Source organism: Amycolatopsis sp. NPDC005232 (assembly GCF_040607795.1).
Classification (GTDB): Bacteria; Actinomycetota; Actinomycetes; order Mycobacteriales; family Pseudonocardiaceae; genus Amycolatopsis.
Map to the genome: position 1 here is coordinate 37,411 of NZ_JBEXHL010000031.1, position 18,675 is coordinate 56,085.

Genomic DNA, 18,675 nt, shown 5'->3' on the forward strand with positions numbered 1-18,675 from the left:
CGCTCAGCACTCCTGTTCGCGGTAGAGGCCCAGCGCTTCCAGCACGGGTGCGTCACTGACGCTGAACACGTCCAGGTGCTCCTCGGCGGCAAGGCCGTAGGGAGCCCACGACGGCACCGCGAAGACGTCACCCGGTGCGAGCTCGAAGCGCTGGTCACCGATCAGCACCTCGCCGGTGCCGGCCAGCACCGCTCCCACCCGGGACCCGGCCTGCCGGGTCGTGCGGCTGCGGCTGCCGGCGCGCACGCGGCGCATCTCGCAGCGCATGGTGGGCATGACGTCGGCGCCGGTCTGCGGATTGGTGTAGCGGATCTGCGCCTCGCTCGCGCCGGTGGCGGCCAGCTGCGCCGCGAGCGCCCGGTCGGTGTCGGCGCGCCGGTACACCAGCAGCGGCGAGTGCGCCGCGTCGTGCCGGGCCTTGCCGAGCCCGCCGGGCACGAGGCCGGGACCAGCGCCCCAGAGCCGTTCGGCGGCCGAGGCCGGCTCGCTGCTCAAGCCATCCTGGGCGTCGGCGCCCTCCTCGAAGAACACCGCGTCGAGCGCGGCGACGACCGGCAAGTCGAGCACGTCCAGCCACATCATCGGCTCGGCGCCGGGGTTGTGGTGTTCGTGGAAGGTCATGCTCGGGGTGAGCACGAGGTCACCGGTCGCCATGCGCAACGGGTCGCCGTCGACAAGGGTCCAGGCACCCTCGCCGGCGAGGACGAACCGCAGGGCCGCCGGGGTGTGCCGGTGCGCGGGCGCACGCTCCCCCGCACCCAGGTACTGCATCCCGGCCCACATGGTGGAGGTCGCGTACGGCGCACCACCGAGACCGGGATTCGCGCAGGCCAGCACCCGGCGATCGCCGCCCCGGTCGATGCCGACCAGTTCACCGCTGCGAGCCGCGAGCCCGCTGAGCGCTTCGGCCCGCCACCGGTACGGGACGGTCCGGGGCACCGGCTCCGGCGTCAACAGGCCGGAGAGCTTCCACAACGGCTGGAGATCGGCTGCCGCCACGTCGCCGTACAGCTCGTCCAGCCGGCTGTCCTGATCCGTGAAGCGAGATGTCGCCATGGGGGTTACCCTCCGCATGCCACGAGACAAGCTGAATTAGTACGTGTACGTACTATGCAACGGGACGCTAGACGCTGATTTCCTGACAGTCAAGGGCTTCGCGGCGCAACCACGGCGTCGATCAAGCCAAGATAGTACGGACACGGCCGATCTCGGTCCGCTACAGTGAACCGGTCAAGAAGGGGACTCTCGTGCGAAACACCGCCATCGGCAGCAGCCCACCTCCCCACGCGCCGGGACCGGTCACCCTCGTGCTACCACCCGACACGACGGCCGGGCACCTCATCCGCCGCGCCCAGCAGGCGCACACGGCGCTGTGGTCAGCCGAGGTCGGCACCGACGTCACCGGCCCGCAGTACGCGATCCTGAGCGCGCTGAGCCGCCGTTCGGGAGTCGACCAGGTCACCGCGGGCCGCGCGGCGTCACTGGACAAGTCGACGACGGCCGACATCGTCGACCGGCTGCGGCGCAAGGACTGGATCCAGCGTGACCGCGACACCGGCGACGGCCGCCGTTACCTGCTGTCGCTCACCCCCTCGGCCAAGGCGATGCTGCCCGACCTCACCGCCAGGGTGGAGACGGTGCAGGACCGGCTGCTGCACCCGCTGGGACCGAACCTGCGGCGCAGCTTCGGCAGACTGCTGGGCCAAGTGGCCTACCAGGGGCAGGTGCCCACCGGAGGCAAGGACGAGGACAAGGACATCGAGGTGCTACGGCTCAGCTCGACACCCGGCCACCTCATCCGGCGGGCCGAGCAAGTGCACGGCGCACTCTGGACCCGGCACGTCGGCACCCAGCTCACGCCATCGCAGTACGCGCTGCTGTGCAGCCTCGTCTGGCGCCCGGCGATCGACCAGACCGCGGCCGGCGAGATGGCGTCGCTCGACAAGTCCAGCGCCGCGGACATCGTGGCCCGATTGCGGCGGCGAGGCTGGCTGCTCGACACCCGGGACGAGACCGACCGGCGGCGCAAGCTCCTGGCACTCACCGACCTCGCGCGCGACACGCTGGCCGAGGTGACGCCCGCGGTGCAGACCGTTCAACGCGACCTGGTGGCGCCGCTGTCTCCCGCCGAACAGGACAAGCTGATCAGCCTGCTGCGGCGCGTCGCGTACCAATGACCGTCCGGTGAAGGCTGTCGCCGCATCAGGTAATTGGGTCGGAACGCGAGGTGGTCCGCGTACGCGCCGCGCACGTGCGCGGGGTCCTGCCCGAGTCATCTCCGTCCCAACCATCGGCAACGGATTCTCGACGCGATCAACACTGCCCGCCTGCGATGATCCACTTTCCCTCGTGGCGCTGAATGTCTCGTCCTTGTGACGCAATGCCTGCCCGGAATGTCGACCGGGAAGATCGCAGAAATGTAGCCCTGACAAGGTCAGTCGAACTCAGCGATTCAGATCAGATCCTTTTCCGGCCATTGGGCGGAGGGGTCTTGTCCTCCAGGTGAGCCCGGGGTGCCGTCGCGTCCAGGACTCCGGGAGGCGGCGATGGCCGGGCCCTACCGCGGGATGGCGGTGTGGTCCAGGTCGAGGATGACGGGCGCGTGGTCGGTGCACTGGCCGACCGCGGCGTGGTCGACGACGTGGACGCTGCGCACGGCTGCGTCGGGCGCGTGGTGGGTGGCGTACCAGCGGTCGATGCGGCGGGGCGGATGGTGATCACCGGGGTGAAAACCCGTGGTGGCGGTCCAGGGGGCGCCGGCGATCCGGGCGCAGTCGCGCATCCGGCCCAGGTGCTCGAGCCGGATCGCGACGCGGCGGTCGAGGTGTCCGTGCTCGTCGAACTGGTAGACGTGGTCGGGGTGCCAGGGCTGGTGCAGGTAGGGGTCGTGGTCGTAGAAGTGGCTGTCGCCCTCGATGGTCGGGACCGTGGTGGCGCCGACGCCGTTGAAGCCCCCGCCGATGAACCCGGGTACGTCGTCGCGGTGCATGGCACGCAGGATCTGCGCGGCGTCCGACCATCCCCAGGCCTGGTCGAACGGGGACAGCTGCACCGACCCGACGCGCAGTCGTGGGCCGCCGAGGTCGAAGACGCAGGTGACCATCGAGTGCCACATCCCGGCGTCGGCGCGCTCGAACCGGCCGATGGTGCCGGGCACGGGGGTGATTCCGTCGCGCCAGAGCAGTGCGGTGTGGTGGATATCGCCGCCCAGGGCGAGCATCGGCTCGCCGCGGTGTTTCCACTGCCGGTCCACGGCCTTGGCCAGTCGTCGCAGCCGCGTCGTGGCCAGGTCCCGCTTGTCGGGGTCGCGGGGGCCGGGTTCGCGGGCGACGATCTCCTGCACCGCCAGCACGTCCGCGTCGAGCCCGCGCACCAGCGCCTCCAGGCCCGCGAACCGCTCCTCCGCAGCCGGGCTGTCGCCGTCGTAGAGGTTGAACGCGTTCACCGACACCAGCCGCACCGCGACCTCCGAGTTCGTTCCGTCCAGCACCGACCGGCCCAACCGATGGCGCCGGGCCGACGACGACACCGTAGCTCGGTGATCACCGCGTAGGCCCGGTGTCGAGAGCCGGGCCCGCCAGGATGGGGTGATGATCCACGACAGGCCGTCGTGGAGGGACGCGACTTAAAGGACTACACCGCCGCCAACGACCCGAACCACATGCTCCGCCGCCCCAACGGCTACACATCCAAAGACGCGTTCGCCGACAGCCGGATCCCTGCCGACCAACTGCAGGGTTCCGAGGCCGACGCGATCGAGCGCGGCGGCAGTATCGAGGTGTTCGCCGACGAGGACGGCGCGAAGACCCGGATGGACTACATCCAAGCGATCGGGAAGTGCCTGCCCGCTTCGGCCGAGCATGACTTCCTCGCCGGCCCCATGCCAGTCGCGAGTTCTCCGGCGACTCTGTTCAGCGGTCCCTCGATGACACCAGGCCCGACGCCACCAGATCACGCCACGGGGCGTCGAACCGGGTGGACAGGGCGCGAAGGCCTTCGAGCAGCTCGACGCACGCCAGGCCACAGCCGAGGCCGCTCCGTCGAACGAGCCGTTCGTGACGGTCGCCAGCTGCATGGGCAGGCTCGCCTTCAGCGGTGACTCCTTCGGCTCGACGCTGCCGAGCCGTCGAACTCATCGTCAACCGCGGGGCGGGCGCGTCATCCCGGACCATCGGGATGGGAATGGTCGTAGGCGCGGGAGACCTTCTGGGGGACCACCATCCGCCACGCGTCCACGACGAACTCGCGGGCCTCGGTCGGGTCCAGCGCAGCGAGCTCGGCGTGGACCCAGTTGAACCGCATGTCCGACTCCGACGGCAGCCCGAACTTCTCCGGCTCGCCGGCGATGAGCGCGGCACGCTCCTCCTTCGGGAACGCGAACCCCATCACCGTCTCGTCGAGGGAGAACGCGACATAGACGATCTGCTTGACCCGGAATTTCAACCGGCCGCGCACGTAGACCGGATAGGAGCGCTCGAGCTCCGAGCCCAGGGCGCGAACATCCTCGATTGCCGCCATGGCGTACCCCCTCACACAAGGACGAAGGCTGCCACGTCGCGCCCAGCGCGCGCGGGATGCCGGTTGTCCTGAGTCGTTCATATCACCAAGGTGGCCTCGATCAGCAGGTGCAGCGAGCTGGTGGAACGGTTCTTCGCGCGGCTGCGGCTCGTCTTCAACGCTGCCGCAGCCCTGCCCCGGCTCTCCGAACGCGGCTGGAGGACCTCCTCCGCGCGGTCACCGGACGGGATGTGCCCGTGACCGGCTCGTGGAGCACCACCGAAACGTCACCCGCTTCCACCAGCGCGCACTACCCGTTCACCGATCCGCGCTGCATCGGCGTCCCACTGCCGGGAGTGACGGTGAAGCTCGTGCCGACGGAGCGGGACACCTTCGAAATCCGCGTCCGGGGCCGCACGTGACGCCGGGTTACGTGGCAACTGTTTCGCCGAGAAGCCGGCGAGCTGGCTGAACGCGCTCGACGCCGCGGAGTTCTGCGTCGCGGCCCTGCTGCGCCCGGAGCTGTTCGCCGACGCGCCGGAGCACTACCTGCCCGGTCCGGAGTTCTTCGACTTCCACCAGGCTGCCAAGGTGTTCAGCGACGTGCTCGACCGGCCGGTCCGCTTCGAACCGGTCAGCCGCGGGGCGTGGCAGAAGGAGCTGCTCGACCTGGCCGCCTCGTCGCGGGCGGGCTTGCTCAATACCGACATGTCCCGCCACATCGCGGCGTGCGGCTACGCCGTGGCCGAGGGAATCGAGCGGGGCAACACGAAGTACACCGACACCGACGCGTTCCGGCGCATCACCGGCCGCACCCCGATCACCCTGCACGACTACCTCACCGAGCACGCCACCGTCTTCCGCTGACCCGGCTCGCGCGCCGTGGTCAGCCCGTGGTGCGGTTGGCCGCGGCGGTGTCGGCGTAGACCTGGGCGCGCACGAAGTTGCCGTCGCGGGTTTCGAACAGCCGAAGGTTCTCGAACACGGTCGTCTCGCCGGTCTTGTGTGACTTTCGTTCGCCGCGCGCACGACTGCCGTCATACGCGTGCCGCCGTTCGCGGCCTAACGTCCCCCGCAGCACGCGAAGGGACACCGCCACGATGGACAGCGACCTCATTCCGAAGCCCGTGAACGCCTCCGGGCTGTGGGCCGACGACCTGCACGAGGGGATGGCGTTCCGGTCCTCGACCTACGTCGTGACCGAAGAGCAGATCATCACCTTCGCGACGACGTTCGACCCGCAGCTCTACCACCTCGACGCCGACAGCGCGCGGGGCACGTTCTTCGACGAGCTCGTCGCGAGCGGCTGGCACACCGCGGCGATCACCATGCGCCTGCTGGTGACCTCCGCGCTGCCGCTCGCCACGGGCATCGTCGGCGCGGCCATCGACCTGGCGTGGCCGTCGGCGGCCCGCGCGGGTGATGTGCTGCACGTCGAGGGGCAGATCGACAAGCTCACCTTCTCGCGGTCGCGGCCCTCGCGGGCCACCGTGCTGATGTCGTACAAGACGGAGAACCAGGACGGCGACGTCCGGCAGAGCACGTCCGCGCGCGTCCTGGCGTTCCGTCGGCCCGAAGCCGGGCAATAGTCAGGCGACCGGCGAGAACACGAGGCTGCCGTTGTGCCCGCCGAAGCCGAAGCTGTTGGAGAGCACGGGCCCCGGCGTCCACGGCGTGGGTTCGCGGGGCACGTCGATGTCGAGTGCTGGGTCCTGTGTGGACAGTCCGAGCGTCGGCGGGATCAGCTCGTGCGCCATCGTGAGCGCCACGGCGACGGCCTCCACCGCGCCGGCCGAGCCGAACGAGTGCCCGGTGGCGCCCTTGATGCTGGTCACCAGCGGCCTGGAGGCGCCGAAGACGCGGCGGATGGCGTGGGCCTCGGCGGCGTCGTTGAGGGCCGTCGAGGTGCCGTGGGCGTTGATGTGGGTGATGTCCTGCGGCGTGTAGCCGGCGTCCTCGATCGCCATGCGCATGCAGCGCTCGGCGCCGGCGCCGTTCGGGGCGGGCGCGGTGACGTGGTAGGCGTCGGCGGTCGAGGCGGTGCCGTCGATGGTCAGGTAGATGCTCGCGCCGCGCTCCAGCGCGAGCTCCAGCGGCTCGAGCACGAGGATGCCGGCCGCTTCCGACGCGGCTAGGCCGTCTCTGTCCACATCGAACGGGCGCGAGATTCCGCTGCGGCTCAGCGCGCGCATGTTGGTGAACCCGGCCACGCACACGGGCGTGAGACTCGAGTCGCTGCCGCCCGCGAGCACGAGGTCGGCGGCGCCCGAGGCGATGAGCCTGGCGCCCGCGGCGATCGCGTCGGTGCCGGCCGCGCAGGCCGTGGTGATCACCGACGCGCTGCCCTGGAAGCCGTAGCGGATGCTGAGCGCCGCGGCGCCGGCGTTCGGCATCGTCATGGGCACGGTGTGCGGCGACACTTTGCGCTCGCCCTGCGCCGCCAGGACCGCGGCCTGCGACTCCAGAGTGGACACGCCACCGATGCCTGTGCCGAGCGAGACGGCGGCGCGTTCGGCGTCGAGCACCGTCACTGCCGGCACGATCTCGCCGGTCAGCAGCCCCGCGTCCGCCAGCGCCTCGTCGGCGGCCGCAACCGCCATCTGCGTCGCGAGGTCCGCCGTGCGCGCCACCTTGTGCGACATCCAGCACCGCGGGTCGAAGCCACTGAGCCGCCGCACGTTCGCCGCGGCGGCCGGACGCGACAGCCCGTCCCAGAACTCCTTCACGCCGATGCCGACCGGCGACACGACACCGATCCCGGTCACCGCGACGCGCCGGTTGAGGGCTGGCTTCATGCACGTGCTCCTTCGAAAACGGGCCCAAGATCTGGCTAGGCTTTTGCACAGTCAGGTGTAGTCTACGGGACGACCGCGCCGGAGCCGCACCGATCGAACCCAAGTCACACCGGCGGTTGACGAGTGAGTTGCCTTGCGCAACCCTGAGGGCACGCAGCAACTTCACCGGAGCAGGAAAGCAGGCGGAACCGTGCTTGTCGGCATCTACAACGAGTACAGCGCGAAAGGCAGCTTCCGCGACCTGGCCGACGACGTCGTCGCGTACGAACGTGCCGGCGCCGACATCGCCTACGTGGCCGAGGTGTACACGTTCGACGCGGTGAGCCAGCTCGGCGCGCTCGCCGCGCTCACGAGCACCATCCGCATCGGCTCGGCGATCCTGCCGATCTACACGCGAACGCCGTCTCTGATCGCGATGACCGCCGCGGGCCTGGACCACGTGAGCGAGGGCCGGTTCATCCTCGGCCTCGGCGCGTCGGGGCCGCAGGTGATCGAAGGGTTCCACGGCGTGCCGTACACCGCGCCGCTCGGGCGGACCCGCGAGGTCGTCGAGATCTGCCGCCAGGTCTGGCGGCGCGAACGCGTCGTCCACCAGGGCAAGCACTACCGCATCCCACTGCCGGAGGACGAGGGCACCGGCCTCGGCAAGCCGCTCAAGCTGATCAACACGCCGGTGCGCAGCCGGATCCCGATCCTGATCGCGTCGATCGGACCCAAGAACGTCGCCATGACCGCGGAGCTCGCGGACATCTGGCAGCCGTTCTTCTTCCTGCCGGAGAAGGCGAAGGACGTCTGGGGCCAGTCGCTGGCCGACGGCGCCGGGAAGCGCGCCGACGACCTGCCGCCGCTGCAGATCGAGGCCCAGGCGGTCTTCCGCATCACCGACGACCCCCGGCCGATGCTGGACGCGATGCGCCCGACGCTCGCGTTGTACATCGGCGGCATGGGCGCGAAGGGCCACAACTTCTACAACGACCTCGTGCGCCGCTACGGCTTCGAGGCCGAAGCGGAGAAGATCCAGGATCTCTACCTGGCCGGCAAGAAGCAGGAAGCTGAAGCGGCGGTCCCGGAAGAGCTACTCCGCTCGATCTCGTTGATCGGCCCCGAAAGCCATGTCCGCGAGCGCATCTCCGCCTACCAGGAAGCCGGAGTCACCACGCTCACCATCACCCCGGCCGGCGCGACGCGGGACGAGCGGGCCGGCGTGGTCGAACAGTTCCGCGCCCTGGTGGACAAGAGCTGACTGCGCCGGCCTCATTCGCGAGCCTGGTCGAATCGGGTCTCGCGGCGGCGGCGTTGCTTTCCGCGGCCGCACCCGGCGCGGTGTTCGACAGTGCGGTCACCGACTGGCCGGGCCTGTCCCGCGAGCAGTCCGCGACCCTGCTCGCCGCGGAGACAACCGGTATCGGGAACGCTGAGATCACCGAGCGTTTCACCGGCGAACGCGAGCACAAAGGCCGTCCTGGCCACTCTGCCAGGACGGTTTCGGAGGATTGATTGTGCTTTTTGACTAACGCTTTCAGGACTCCGGCGGACGGAGGACCGTGAGCAGAAGATCGGCGCTCCGGACGAAACTCATCTGCTCGTAGATCCGCGCGGCGACCCGGTCACGTCCGTGCTCCTTCTGCGCGACGGCGGGCAGCCGTGTGCCGCACGAAGGCCACGGTCGGCACCGCCATGACCACGAGGACGATGCCGCCTACGGTCAGTCCCGAGTGGACGGCGTCGGTGAACGCGGAGGCCGCCGAGCTCGTGACCGTCGTCTTGAGGGAAGCCGGAACTCCGGTGGTGCTGCCACCGTGACTCGCGCCGTCCACGATCTGGCGGGTCACCCCGGCGGGCCCCCGGGCGTCGAGGAGCCGTTCGGACAGGTTCTTCGGGAACTCGGTCGTGACGATCGTGCCCAGCACACTCGGGCCGAGCACGCTGCCCAGCTGCCGGAACATGTTCACCGCGGCGCTGGCCATGCCCGCCTGCTGCGCGGGCACGCTGTTCACCGCGGCCGCGGTCGAGGGCGCCACCAGCAGACCGGAACCGATACCGACGATCAGCAGGCCGGGCCACACCTGCCCGAACCCCGGCGCCGGCCCCGTCACCAGCAGAAGCAGTGCACCGGCACCCATGATCACCAGCCCGCCGGCGAGCATGGTGACGACGCCGACGCGCCGCACCAGCCGGGCCGCCACGGCGCTGACCACGATGTAGGTGCCGAACATGACCAGCATCCGTACGCCGGTGGCCAGCGCGCCCAGGTGCTGCACGCGTTCGAGGTACAGCACACTCACCAGAGAGATCCCGACGAAGCCGAACATCGTGGTGGTCGCGACGCCCATGACCGCCGCGAACGACGGGCTCTTGAACAGCCGCAGGTCCAGCATCGGATCGTGGTGGCGCAGTTCCACGCGGACGAAAGCCACGAGTGACACCGCGAAAACCACGTACACCGCGATGATCTGCGCGGCCGCGTAGCCGACGGATCCGCCTTCGATGATCGCGTACGTCGCCGACGCGACGACGATCGTGCCCAGCACCACGCCGGCCGGGTCGAGCCGCCGCGTCGGGTGCTTGCTCTCCGGGACCAGCATCGGCGTCAGCGCGATCGTGACGATGCCGAGCACGACGTTGGTCAGGAACACCGCGTGCCAGCTCGAGTGGTCGAGGAGGATGCCTGCCACGGGCGGGCCGATCGCGAGGCCCAGCCCCGAGCAGCTCGCCCACACGCTGATCGCACTTGTGCGTTGGCGCGGATCGGTGAAGGAGTGGCTGACGATCGACAGGCTGGCGGGGAGGATCGCTGCGCCGCCGACCCCCATGAGCGCCTGGGCCGCGATCAGCAAGCCCGCGCTGTCGGAGAAGAACGCCAGCGCGCTGCTCGCGGCGAACACGACCACCCCGGCGAGGAACACCGCGCGGCGGCCGATCAGGTCGCCCAGCGTGCCAGCCGTGAGCACCAGGCTCACGACGACGAGCGTGTACGCGCTGCTGACCCACACCAGCTGAGCCGACGACGTGTGCAGGTCGGACTGGATGGCCGGCAGCGCGGAGATCATCGAGGAGACGTTGACGAACGCCATCATCACGCCGAGGCAGACCACCGCCAGGGCCCACCACCGGCCTCGCGCGGAAGCTTCGGCTTCGGGTCTGGCGGTCCCTGACCTGGTCACGGACACCTGCTGACTTTCCAAAGGCATAGCCAGCACGCTAGCAGCCTGACTATGGTCAAAGCTAGACAGGTACAGTGACTGTCATGGCACACACACAGGAGCCCGAGGCGGACCGTCCCGTGGTGACGCGCGTCGGCCGGTTCGTCGACCGCGACGCGTGGACTGCCGAGGGCTGGTGCAAGATCGAGCGCGCGCTGGAGCTCGTCGGCACCCGGTCGGCGATGATCCTGCTGCGCGAGGCGTTCTACGGTGGCCGGCGCTTCGACGAGCTCACCCGGCGCACCGGCCTGAGCGACGCGGTCGCGGCGAAGCGGCTCAAGCAGCTCGTCGACGACGGCCTGCTGCGCCAGCAGCCCTACCGCGAGCCCGGGTCGCGCACCCGCCACGAGTACGTGCTGACCGACCAGGGCCGTTCGCTGTTCCCCGTGGTGGTCGCGATGATGAAGTGGGGCGCCACTTTGGCGGGTCCGACCGGCGGCGTCGAGCTGGTGCACGCCGGCTGTGGTGAGCCACTCCTCGCCGCCGTGCGCTGCGCGGCGGGCCACGACGTCACCATGGAGGACACCGAGGCGCAGATCTCCCGCGACGCCAAGCGGGCGCGGCGGGCGTAGCTTGCCCCGACTGTCGAGTGTGGACGGTTGCAGCGCGCTCATCACACCACCCGCCGTCGCCGGGCGCGGGAAGCCCGCAGGTTGGCGATATTGCCGCAGACCGTGACGTCGTGCCAGACGCGGCTGTTGTTGCGTGACCGGTCGTAGAACGCGATCGGGCAAGCCGAGCTACGGCAGGTCTTCAGGCGCCGCCACTCGTCCAGCCGGCCGGCGCGGTGGATCTCGAGCAGCACCGCGCCGCCGACGAGCTGCCACCCACTCTCGGTCGGTTCGAGGTCCAGCCGGCCGTCGGTGGTGGTGCCCGCGGTGAGCGTCAGCCCGGACAACGCGGGCAGCACCGGCTCGTCCTCGGTCCGCACGAGGGCCGCGAGTTGTTCCCGGAGCTGCCGAAGCTCGTCGACATCCGCGGTCCTGAGCTGAACCCGCCGTCGGCGATGTCCTTCGGCTTCAGCCCATTCCGCCATCGCCGCGGCCGCCCACCGCTGCGCCGAGCCCACTGTGGACAGCAGATCGACGAACCCTTTCCGCGGGCTCGGCCGGGTGTTGAGCACGTCCTGCACGAGCGCCAGCCCGCTCGGCGCGGCGGCGATGCCGAACCGCTCGCCGGCCGGCCAAGCCGTGGCGACCCCTCGCCGCTCAGAAGACACCGGATCCACCGCGTAGGACAACGGACTCTCCTCGATCGGTCAGGCCGCCCGCGTCACGGTGCGGGGACGAAACGCGGCCCGCTGGTCGCGAAGTCGGCGCGGTTCTCGCGGACGAAGTCCGCCACCGAGAGCGGCGGGCGGCCGCCGATCCGCTCGACGATGTCGTTCGTGCCGGAGAACACGCCGTTGCGGTAGTCGATCGCGACGTTCGAGAGGTGCTGCACGAGGTGCGCGTCCGCGCCCTTGTCGAGCCCTGACGCGGAGAACTCCTCCACGCTGATCGGTTCGTAGTGCACCGGGTGGCCGAGTTCGGTCGCGATGGCCTTGGCGATGTCGTGGTGGTTCATCTCGACCGGACCGTGCAACGAGTACGCCGCGCGGTTGTGCGGCTCGGGCTGCAGGAGCAGCGCGGCGATCACGCGCGACTGGTCGGCCGAGGCGATCGGAGCGTGCCGGCCCTCGCCGAACGGCAGGCGCAGGTAGCCCTCGCCGTCGCGCTTCTCCCACCACAGCTTGAGCCACTCGGCGAAGAACGTCGGCCGGATGTGCGTGGTGAGCAGATCGGTCCGGTCCAGCAGTCGCTCGCACAGCCAGTGCTGGCGCGCGGCGAAGCTGGCGGCCTCACGGCGGGCCGAGATCTGCGACATGTTGACCACCGAGCGCACCCGGGCCTCGGTCGCGGCCTGGGCGAAGATCACCGTGGCCTCCACCAGTCCCGGCAGGATCGGGTGACACAAGTACGCGCCGGTCACCCCCTGCAGGGCGGTGGTCATGCCGTCGAGGTCGTGCAGGTCGGCCACGACCACCTCGGCACCGGCCTCGGCCAGCGCGCGGGAGCGGTCGTCCTCGCCGTGCACCATCGCCCGGACGCGGTGGCCGCCGTCGAGCAGCAGCTTGAGCGCGCCGCCCCCGGTCTTGCCGGTCGCGCCGGTCACCAGGAACAGCCTGTCGTCGTGGGACACTGCAACACCTTTCGAAATGCCGGAGCTCATCGGGACAGACCGCGGACGAAGTGCGCGACCGCGGAGCCGATCAGGTCCGGGCTGTCCTCTTGCACGAAGTGGATGCCGGGCACCGTGACCTCGGTCTGGTTGGGCCAGGTCCGGCAGAACTCCCGCTGGCGGGAGCTCAGGATCGCGCCGGGTTCGGCGTTCACGAACAGCTTGGGCACGTCCGAGGTCGCCAGCCACCGGCCGTACTCCTCGACGATCGCCACCACGTCGGCCGGTTCGCCCTCGATGGGCAGCTGACGGGGCCAGCTCAGCGTGGGCCGGCGGCTCTCCCCCGGCGTGCGGTAAGGCGCGCGGTAGACCGCCATCTCCTCGGCGCTCAGGTCGCGCAGGACCGCGCCCGGCAGCACCTGCTCGACGAACGCGTTGCCGTCGAGGATCATCGCTTCCCCCTGGGGGGAACGGAAACCCTGGAACGTGGCGCGGAACGACTCCCGCCGGTCGGCCCACGTCATCGGGGCCACGATCGACTCCATGTACGCGAGACCGGCGACGCGGTCCTGGTGCCGGCACGCCCAGTCGAAGCCCAGGGCCGAACCCCAGTCGTGCAGCACGAACACGACGTCGTCGCCGAGGTCGAGGTGCTCCCACAGCGCGAACAGGTACTCGCGTTGCTCGAAGTAGGAGTAGCGGTCCGGGCCTGACGGCTCAAGCGGGCCGGAGTCGCCCATGCCGACGAGGTCGCACGCGATCAGCCGGCCCTGGCCTTCCAGGTGCGGCATCACGTTGCGCCACAGGTACGACGAGGTCGGGTTCCCGTGCTGGAACACGATGGCCGGGCCCTCGCCCTCGTCGAGGTACGCCATGCGCACCCCGTTGATGTCGGCGAACTTCTTCTCGGCGTACGGCCGGGTGTTCACTCTCGCCCTCCCTCGAAGGACTGCGTTTCGCCGGCGAACTCGACGGCGAGGTCGCTGAAGTCGACGATGATGGACGGTTTCGACGCGGGCTTGCCGTCCACGACGGGGAGCACGTAGCGGTGTGTAGGGAACACCAGGCCGGAAACCGGTTGGTGCGCCTCGGTGTGGTGCGTCGCGGGCAAGTTGCCCAGCACGTAGGGCGCGTAGTCGACGCGGCGCTGCAGGCCGTGCTCGTCGTAGTAAAACGTCTGCTGCGTGCTGTGGGTGGCGAGGTACGAGGGGAACGTGACGTGCAGCCGTCGCCAGTGGTGGCCCTCGGCGTGCCACGGCTCGAGCTCCTCGGTCAGCACGCCGGGCAGGGTCAGCAGGTACGGGTTGGCGAGGTAGTTCCACATGCCGTACCCCGCGAAATACAGGGCGTGCAACGCGTCCCACTTCATCCCGCGCGCCCGCGGCGGGAAGGACTCGCGCGGCGCGCGGCGTTCTTGGAGCACGACGCCGTCGGCGTCTTCGATCGTGACGCGCTCCGGCGTGTACACCCCGTGCAGCCCGCGGCCGGTGAAGTCGGTGAACACCGTGCGCTGCCGGTGCACGTCGACGGCCAGGCTGATCCCGGCGAACGTCTTCTCCTGACCCAGGCCCGTCCACGTGGGACCGACCATGTGCAGGTGCGCCCGGATCTTCCGGGCTCTGCCCCATCGCTCGCGGCCGCCGAGCGCTTCCAGCACCAGATCCAGCAACCCGGTGTCCTGACCCTCGTTCACCGATCCAGCCCTTCCGCCGGTCTAACGAGCAGACTCAGACGGCGGCCCTGTCGTCTACCAGGTTGCCCTTCATCAGCCACACGGGACCCTCGGCGTAGGTGCTCGCCTCGGCGAAGAACGCGCCGAAGTACGGGCCCTGGGCGTGGGCGGTGAACGCGTCGACGTCGGCGTAGACCTCGTTGAGGTAGAAGACGTCCGGGTTCTCCTCGTCCGCGATGACCTCGAACCGGATCGAGCCGGGCTCGTTGGCCAGGGAGTCGACGCCGGTCTTGCGGGCCACGCGCACGAAGTCGTCGCGGTGGTCCGGCTGCACGGTGAAGGAAACGAGGAACTGGTACATCGCTGGTTCTCCTGGGAATCCGACAAGCACTGACAGAGGCTGAACAACAGAGGCAACTGCAGTTCAGTCAATGAACTGCGGCCGACTGTAGCACAACTCCAGTTCAGTGAGTGAACCAGCGGAGTAGACTGCTCGTATGTCCCTTCCCAGCACCTACGCGGACCGCAACTGCTCCCTGGCGCGAGCCCTGGAGATCGTCGGCGAGCGGTGGACCTTGCTCATCGTGCGTGACGCGTTCTACGGCGTACGCCGCTTCGGGGACTTCGCCACCCAGCTCCGCATCCCCCGTGCCGTGCTGACGGCCCGGCTGAAGCTCCTCGTCCGCGAGGGCGTGCTCACGCGCGACGACAGCGCGGGCACCGTCGAGTACGTGCTCACCGACAAGGGTGTCGCGCTCTGGCCGATCGTCCGCTCGCTCATCAGCTGGGGCGACGACTTCTACTCGCCGGCCGGGGTGAAGCGCGCGCTGCGCCACGACGCCGACGGCGCACTGCTCGACCACGAGGGCCGGTGCGAGAAGTGCGGCGAGCTCGTCGCGGCCGGCGACACCCGCATCGAGCCCGGACCCGGCTTCAAGCCGACCGACGCCGAGCTCGACCCGGTGTCCACCGCGCTCAACGTCCCACGGCGGCTCCTCGAGCCGATCTCGGCATCGCGCGGCTGACTATCAGTTGAGGGGCTGACTACCAGTTGAGGGGCACGGCCAGGAACGGCTTGTCCTCCGGCGCCACCTTGCGCGCCTCCAGCACCTGCTTCGCGGGCGCACCGGCGGGGATCCGCAGCGGCGGTTCGGGCTGCTCGATCGTGTCGGCGACCGTCGCGGCCACCGCCTCCGGCGTCACGACCTCACCGCGCAGGACCGGGAGTTCCTGGTACAGCGCCGAATAGGGGTCGTTGTCCTTCAGGTGCACCTTGGCGCGTTCGCCGCCGCCCGAGGAGACCGCGCCGGGCTGCACGAGGCTCACCTGGATGCCGAAGTGACCGGTCTCGATGGCGAGCGTCTCGGCGAGCGCCTCCAGCGCCCACTTGGTCGCGCCGTACGGGCCGATCATCGGTAGCACCATCCGGCCCTGGATGCTGGAGACGAACACCAGGCGCCCCGATCCCCGCTCGCGCATGGCCGGCAGCACGCCCTGCACCACCCTCAACGCGCCGAGGGTGTTGAGTTCGAACAGCCGCGCGACCTCGTCGAGCGGCACGCTTTCCAGTGGTGCGCGAACACTTTCCCCGGCGTTGCTGACCACGACGTCGATCTCGCCGGCCTCGCGGATGGCCGCGTCGACGCTTTCCTGATCGGTCACGTCGAGGCGCAGGCGCTGGTCGACAGGCAGGTCGGCGAGCGTCTCCGGACGGCGGGCGGTGGCGATCACGCGGTGCCCGCGCCCGGCCAGCTCGATCGCGATGGCGCGGCCGATGCCCTTGGACGCGCCGGTGATGAGGACGGATGACATCGTGGTTCTCCTTGTCGGATAAGAGGTTCTGGCCTGGTCGAGCCACAGTGGACACCGGCCGAGGTTGCGCTTCGGCGCAAGCACCGTCAGCCCGAAGGTGTGCCCCGTTCGATCAGCATCACGTGGTTCCCGTCCGGATCGGTCAGCCGGACGCGACCGTCGTCGTCCGGCAGCGCCCGTCCGCCGGCCGCGAGCGCTTGGGCCAGCGCGGCCGGGAGATCGTCGACCAGCACGGCGAACGCGGGCTGTGCCGGACGCTTCGGATCCGCCGGGCCGCACAGGGAAAGCGCGACGTGGCCGGAGGACATCCCGGCCCACCGGTCGCCGTCGACCCCGCGCTCGACGCAGCCGAGCGCGGCGTAGAAGGCCCTCGAAGTGCCCACATCGGACACCGGCAGGACGCAGAACCTCATCGAGTTCACACCGTCTCCTCGGCTCAGCTCGCCCGGGCGAGCGGCAGGGCGTGCATATCTCCGTCGTGGAACACCAGCGGCCGCCGGTCGAAGGTCTCGACGGCTTCGACGCGGCCGACGGCGATCTCGTGGTCACCACCCGCGTACACGCCGTCCATCGAGCAACTCAGCGCCGCCGCGATCCCGTCGAGCTCGGGCAGCCCGTCGCGCCAATGCCAGGCCAGGCCACCGAACTTGTCCCCGCCGGAGCGCGCGAACACCCTGGCGACGTCGTACTGGTCGGCGGCCAGCATCTGCACCAGGAACCGGCCGGCGGAACGGATGTGCGGCCACGTCGTGGACGACAGCCCGGCGCAGAACAACACCAGCGGCGGGTCGAGCGACAGCGACGTGAACGAGTTCACCGCGAGGCCGACGGGAGCGCCGTCCGGCCCGGCGCTCGTCACCACGGCGACGCCGGTCGGCCACGCCCCGCAGGTCCGGCGCAGCTCGTCCGCGCCGACGACGCCGCTAGCCACGGCTCACCCCCGCGGCCGCCGTCGACAGTCCGGCCAGCTCCGGCTTGACGTCACTGGCGAACGTCTCGATGCCGCGCACCGTCTCCTCGTGCTCCAGGAACCCGGCCTGGCCCATGAGCAGCAGGTGACCGAAGCCGCCGACGCGCTCGTAGAACCGCTCGATCTGGCCGCGGACAGTGTCGGCGCTGCCGGCGAACACGATGCCGCCGTCGATCATGTCCTGCAGGGTCATGGTGTTGAAGTCGTAGGCCGAGCGTTCGCCGGCCAGGCCCGCGGCGCGCACGAAATACGGCGTGTACCCCGGCGGCTGCACGTGGTGGAACGGCACCTTGTTGGCCCTGACGTACCACATCAGCTTTTCCGCACCGGCCATGCCTTCCTCGTCCGTCTGTCCCGTGTAGACGAGGGCGGCGTAGGCGAAGCGATCGTCACCCGGCACCGGGCGGCCGAGCTGCGCGCACTTGTCGCGGTAGGCGTCGAAGACCTTCCGGGTGCCGTCGAAGCCGGTGAGGAACGACGCGATCACGTGGCCGTTCTCCGCGATCCGGGCGGCGCTGGGCACCTATGCGGCCACGTCCTCACACCGCGGCCGCGCGACCACGATCCGCGTCTCCCAGCTCGCCGACACGGCCACCTGCGTGCTGCGCTGCGACGGCGCTCCCTACGAACGCTGGCGCGCGCTGGACCGCCACGCCATCGAGGTCGACCTCGTCATCGGCGACCACGAGCTCCAGGTCTTCCCAGTCCCACCGACTGCCACCACCATCCCGATCGGCACGGAACGAGGCCACGATGTCCACCCCCGGCTCCAGCTCGTCGAACCAGGCGGCGTCCCCTCAGGCGGCGTCAGTTCAAGCGGTGTCCACTCCGGACTGGCCGGCGGTCGCCGCCCGGCTGACCAAGGTGCTGCACCTCGCGGCGGCGCCGGTCGCCCTGACCTTCCGTTCGGCGGATCGATCCCCCGACCGCCCTGCGCCTGCTGCTGAGTCCGGCCTCCCGATGGCGCCCGCCAACGAGCACGGCCGCACCGGCGCCGTGCCCGCCGGCTGCGTCTTCTGGGTCCAGGGCGCGCACGCCCCGGTCACGACGTACGCCGCCGACCACGCCAACTGCAGCGTCGGCAGCCTCACCCACGGCTTCCGCACGCTGGACGAGGTCGCGGCCAACGACGATGTGCAAGCGCTGCTCGAGGCCGGCTGGGTCGGCCACGACGACGTGGTGACGCTGCCCGTGGTCACCGAGCGCACCGAGTCGGTCCACTACGCGCCGCTCGGCTCGATGACCGAGACCCCGGACGTCGTGCTGATCCGCACCAACGCCCGCGGCCTGATGACGGTCAAGGACGCCGTGCCGGATCTGCCGGTCGAGGGCAAGCCGCAGTGCCACATCGTCGCGATGGCCAAGCAGGGCCGGGTCGCCGCCAGTGTCGGCTGCGCGCTCAGCCGCGCCCGCACCGGAATCCGGGCCGACGAGGCGACGTGTGTGTTCCCCGGCTCACTGCTGCCCGAGCTGATCGATCGACTCGAGCTCCACGCCAGGCTCGACGCGCGCATGGCCCAGTACGCGGGCGCCGACGCCCAGCGCTTCGCCTGAGACCGAGGGCGC

24 protein-coding genes are annotated in these 18,675 nt (G+C 70.2%); 9 read left to right on the forward strand and 15 right to left on the reverse strand.

Annotated features, from left to right (window positions below):
• Positions 1 to 3 precede the first annotated feature (3 nt).
• Positions 4 to 1,056, reverse strand: a complete 1,053-nt coding sequence (locus tag ABZU76_RS39555) for a cupin domain-containing protein (RefSeq protein ID WP_354879713.1) — start codon at positions 1,054 to 1,056, stop codon at positions 4 to 6.
• 191 nt (positions 1,057 to 1,247) lie between these two features.
• Between ABZU76_RS39555 and ABZU76_RS39560 the strand changes: the two genes are divergently transcribed.
• Complete coding sequence (locus tag ABZU76_RS39560) at positions 1,248 to 2,177, forward strand: MarR family transcriptional regulator (RefSeq protein ID WP_354879716.1); 930 nt, start codon at positions 1,248 to 1,250, stop codon at positions 2,175 to 2,177.
• A 380-nt stretch (positions 2,178 to 2,557) separates the two neighbouring features.
• Here ABZU76_RS39560 and ABZU76_RS39565 read toward each other — a convergent pair whose 3' ends face one another.
• Complete coding sequence (locus tag ABZU76_RS39565; protein WP_354879719.1) at positions 2,558 to 3,490, reverse strand: hypothetical protein; 933 nt, start codon at positions 3,488 to 3,490, stop codon at positions 2,558 to 2,560.
• A 120-nt stretch (positions 3,491 to 3,610) separates the two neighbouring features.
• On the opposite strand from ABZU76_RS39565, the gene ABZU76_RS39570 reads away from it, so the two are divergent.
• On the forward strand, positions 3,611 to 4,099 hold the full coding sequence (locus ABZU76_RS39570) for a hypothetical protein (protein WP_354879722.1): 489 nt from the start codon (positions 3,611 to 3,613) through the stop codon (positions 4,097 to 4,099).
• 59 nt (positions 4,100 to 4,158) lie between these two features.
• Here ABZU76_RS39570 and ABZU76_RS39575 read toward each other — a convergent pair whose 3' ends face one another.
• Entirely contained in the window at positions 4,159 to 4,518 is a 360-nt protein-coding gene (locus ABZU76_RS39575; protein ID WP_354879725.1) for a hypothetical protein, read from the reverse strand.
• Between the two features lie 236 nt (positions 4,519 to 4,754).
• Here ABZU76_RS39575 and ABZU76_RS39580 point away from each other — a divergent pair, with 236 nt between their 5' ends.
• The 3 genes from ABZU76_RS39580 to ABZU76_RS39590 all read left to right on the forward strand — a co-directional run bounded on the left by ABZU76_RS39580 (position 4,755) and on the right by ABZU76_RS39590 (position 6,086).
• A complete protein-coding gene (locus tag ABZU76_RS39580) occupies positions 4,755 to 4,919 on the forward strand; it encodes a hypothetical protein (RefSeq protein ID WP_354879728.1) in 165 nt (54 codons plus the stop codon).
• Between the two features lie 169 nt (positions 4,920 to 5,088).
• Positions 5,089 to 5,364 carry a hypothetical protein gene (locus ABZU76_RS39585; RefSeq protein WP_354879731.1) on the forward strand — a complete coding sequence of 92 codons (276 nt, stop codon included), beginning with the start codon at positions 5,089 to 5,091 and terminating at the stop codon, positions 5,362 to 5,364.
• 233 nt (positions 5,365 to 5,597) lie between these two features.
• Complete coding sequence (locus tag ABZU76_RS39590; RefSeq protein ID WP_354879734.1) at positions 5,598 to 6,086, forward strand: MaoC/PaaZ C-terminal domain-containing protein; 489 nt, start codon at positions 5,598 to 5,600, stop codon at positions 6,084 to 6,086.
• On the opposite strand, the gene ABZU76_RS39595 is transcribed toward ABZU76_RS39590, so the two are convergent.
• Positions 6,087 to 7,292, reverse strand: a complete 1,206-nt coding sequence (locus ABZU76_RS39595; protein WP_354879737.1) for a beta-ketoacyl-[acyl-carrier-protein] synthase family protein — start codon at positions 7,290 to 7,292, stop codon at positions 6,087 to 6,089.
• 190 nt (positions 7,293 to 7,482) lie between these two features.
• On the opposite strand from ABZU76_RS39595, the gene ABZU76_RS39600 reads away from it, so the two are divergent.
• The gene (locus ABZU76_RS39600) at positions 7,483 to 8,535 is read left to right on the forward strand and encodes an LLM class F420-dependent oxidoreductase (protein ID WP_354879740.1); all 1,053 of its coding nucleotides are present in this window, start codon (positions 7,483 to 7,485) and stop codon (positions 8,533 to 8,535) included.
• Positions 8,536 to 8,899: 364 nt separating this feature from the next.
• Here the strand turns inward: ABZU76_RS39600 and ABZU76_RS39605 are convergent, their stop codons facing one another.
• Positions 8,900 to 10,483 carry an MFS transporter gene (locus tag ABZU76_RS39605; protein WP_354879743.1) on the reverse strand — a complete coding sequence of 528 codons (1,584 nt, stop codon included), beginning with the start codon at positions 10,481 to 10,483 and terminating at the stop codon, positions 8,900 to 8,902.
• A gap of 56 nt (positions 10,484 to 10,539) precedes the next feature.
• Here ABZU76_RS39605 and ABZU76_RS39610 point away from each other — a divergent pair, with 56 nt between their 5' ends.
• On the forward strand, positions 10,540 to 11,067 hold the full coding sequence (locus tag ABZU76_RS39610) for a helix-turn-helix domain-containing protein (protein ID WP_354879746.1): 528 nt from the start codon (positions 10,540 to 10,542) through the stop codon (positions 11,065 to 11,067).
• A gap of 41 nt (positions 11,068 to 11,108) precedes the next feature.
• Here the strand turns inward: ABZU76_RS39610 and ABZU76_RS39615 are convergent, their stop codons facing one another.
• Genes ABZU76_RS39615 through ABZU76_RS39635 form a run of 5 tightly spaced genes read right to left on the reverse strand, consistent with a single transcriptional unit; the run spans position 11,109 to position 14,688 of the window.
• A complete protein-coding gene (locus ABZU76_RS39615; protein ID WP_354879749.1) occupies positions 11,109 to 11,735 on the reverse strand; it encodes a CGNR zinc finger domain-containing protein in 627 nt (208 codons plus the stop codon).
• A 32-nt stretch (positions 11,736 to 11,767) separates the two neighbouring features.
• On the reverse strand, positions 11,768 to 12,676 hold the full coding sequence (locus ABZU76_RS39620; RefSeq protein WP_354879752.1) for an NmrA family NAD(P)-binding protein: 909 nt from the start codon (positions 12,674 to 12,676) through the stop codon (positions 11,768 to 11,770).
• Between the two features lie 26 nt (positions 12,677 to 12,702).
• Positions 12,703 to 13,584 (reverse strand): haloalkane dehalogenase, encoded by an 882-nt coding sequence (locus tag ABZU76_RS39625; protein ID WP_354879755.1) that lies wholly within the window; start codon positions 13,582 to 13,584, stop codon positions 12,703 to 12,705.
• A complete protein-coding gene (locus tag ABZU76_RS39630) occupies positions 13,581 to 14,348 on the reverse strand; it encodes a hypothetical protein (protein ID WP_354879758.1) in 768 nt (255 codons plus the stop codon). Before ABZU76_RS39630 ends, ABZU76_RS39625 begins: the two co-directional genes overlap by 4 nt.
• A 34-nt stretch (positions 14,349 to 14,382) precedes the next feature.
• The gene (locus tag ABZU76_RS39635; protein ID WP_354879761.1) at positions 14,383 to 14,688 is read right to left on the reverse strand and encodes a putative quinol monooxygenase; all 306 of its coding nucleotides are present in this window, start codon (positions 14,686 to 14,688) and stop codon (positions 14,383 to 14,385) included.
• A gap of 136 nt (positions 14,689 to 14,824) precedes the next feature.
• Between ABZU76_RS39635 and ABZU76_RS39640 the strand changes: the two genes are divergently transcribed.
• Positions 14,825 to 15,352: a helix-turn-helix domain-containing protein gene (locus ABZU76_RS39640; RefSeq protein WP_354879764.1), complete on the forward strand. Its 528-nt coding sequence runs from the start codon at positions 14,825 to 14,827 to the stop codon at positions 15,350 to 15,352.
• Positions 15,353 to 15,371: 19 nt separating this feature from the next.
• On the opposite strand, the gene ABZU76_RS39645 is transcribed toward ABZU76_RS39640, so the two are convergent.
• The 5 genes from ABZU76_RS39645 to ABZU76_RS39665 form a co-directional block, all read right to left on the reverse strand.
• Entirely contained in the window at positions 15,372 to 16,139 is a 768-nt protein-coding gene (locus tag ABZU76_RS39645; protein ID WP_354879767.1) for an SDR family oxidoreductase, read from the reverse strand.
• A gap of 86 nt (positions 16,140 to 16,225) precedes the next feature.
• Positions 16,226 to 16,552: a VOC family protein gene (locus tag ABZU76_RS39650; RefSeq protein ID WP_354879942.1), complete on the reverse strand. Its 327-nt coding sequence runs from the start codon at positions 16,550 to 16,552 to the stop codon at positions 16,226 to 16,228.
• Positions 16,553 to 16,575: 23 nt separating this feature from the next.
• Entirely contained in the window at positions 16,576 to 17,070 is a 495-nt protein-coding gene (locus ABZU76_RS39655; RefSeq protein WP_354879770.1) for a flavin reductase family protein, read from the reverse strand.
• Positions 17,063 to 17,632, reverse strand: a complete 570-nt coding sequence (locus ABZU76_RS39660; protein WP_354879772.1) for a hypothetical protein — start codon at positions 17,630 to 17,632, stop codon at positions 17,063 to 17,065. Before ABZU76_RS39660 ends, ABZU76_RS39655 begins: the two co-directional genes overlap by 8 nt.
• 16 nt (positions 17,633 to 17,648) lie before the next feature.
• Entirely contained in the window at positions 17,649 to 17,870 is a 222-nt protein-coding gene (locus ABZU76_RS39665) for a hypothetical protein (RefSeq protein WP_354879774.1), read from the reverse strand.
• Between ABZU76_RS39665 and ABZU76_RS39670 the strand changes: the two genes are divergently transcribed.
• Positions 17,863 to 18,663, forward strand: coding sequence for a DUF169 domain-containing protein (locus tag ABZU76_RS39670; protein WP_354879777.1), 801 nt, complete (start codon positions 17,863 to 17,865; stop codon positions 18,661 to 18,663). The two genes, ABZU76_RS39665 and ABZU76_RS39670, sit on opposite strands and share 8 nt — an antisense overlap.
• Positions 18,664 to 18,675: the final 12 nt, after the last annotated feature.

Excerpts from the sequence above, each read along its gene's own strand:
- ABZU76_RS39555 (WP_354879713.1), bottom strand. The coding sequence starts at position 1,056 with ATGGCGACATCTCGCTTCACGGATCAGGACAGCCGGCTGGACGAGCTG.
- ABZU76_RS39575 (WP_354879725.1), bottom strand. The coding sequence starts at position 4,518 with ATGGCGGCAATCGAGGATGTTCGCGCCCTGGGCTCGGAGCTCGAGCGC.
- ABZU76_RS39590 (WP_354879734.1), top strand. The coding sequence starts at position 5,598 with ATGGACAGCGACCTCATTCCGAAGCCCGTGAACGCCTCCGGGCTGTGG.
- ABZU76_RS39595 (WP_354879737.1), bottom strand. The coding sequence starts at position 7,292 with ATGAAGCCAGCCCTCAACCGGCGCGTCGCGGTGACCGGGATCGGTGTC.
- ABZU76_RS39605 (WP_354879743.1), bottom strand. The coding sequence starts at position 10,483 with ATGCCTTTGGAAAGTCAGCAGGTGTCCGTGACCAGGTCAGGGACCGCC.
- ABZU76_RS39610 (WP_354879746.1), top strand. The coding sequence starts at position 10,540 with ATGGCACACACACAGGAGCCCGAGGCGGACCGTCCCGTGGTGACGCGC.
- ABZU76_RS39635 (WP_354879761.1), bottom strand. The coding sequence starts at position 14,688 with ATGTACCAGTTCCTCGTTTCCTTCACCGTGCAGCCGGACCACCGCGAC.
- ABZU76_RS39640 (WP_354879764.1), top strand. The coding sequence starts at position 14,825 with ATGTCCCTTCCCAGCACCTACGCGGACCGCAACTGCTCCCTGGCGCGA.
- ABZU76_RS39645 (WP_354879767.1), bottom strand. The coding sequence starts at position 16,139 with ATGTCATCCGTCCTCATCACCGGCGCGTCCAAGGGCATCGGCCGCGCC.
- ABZU76_RS39650 (WP_354879942.1), bottom strand. The coding sequence starts at position 16,552 with ATGAGGTTCTGCGTCCTGCCGGTGTCCGATGTGGGCACTTCGAGGGCC.
- ABZU76_RS39670 (WP_354879777.1), top strand. The coding sequence starts at position 17,863 with ATGTCCACCCCCGGCTCCAGCTCGTCGAACCAGGCGGCGTCCCCTCAG.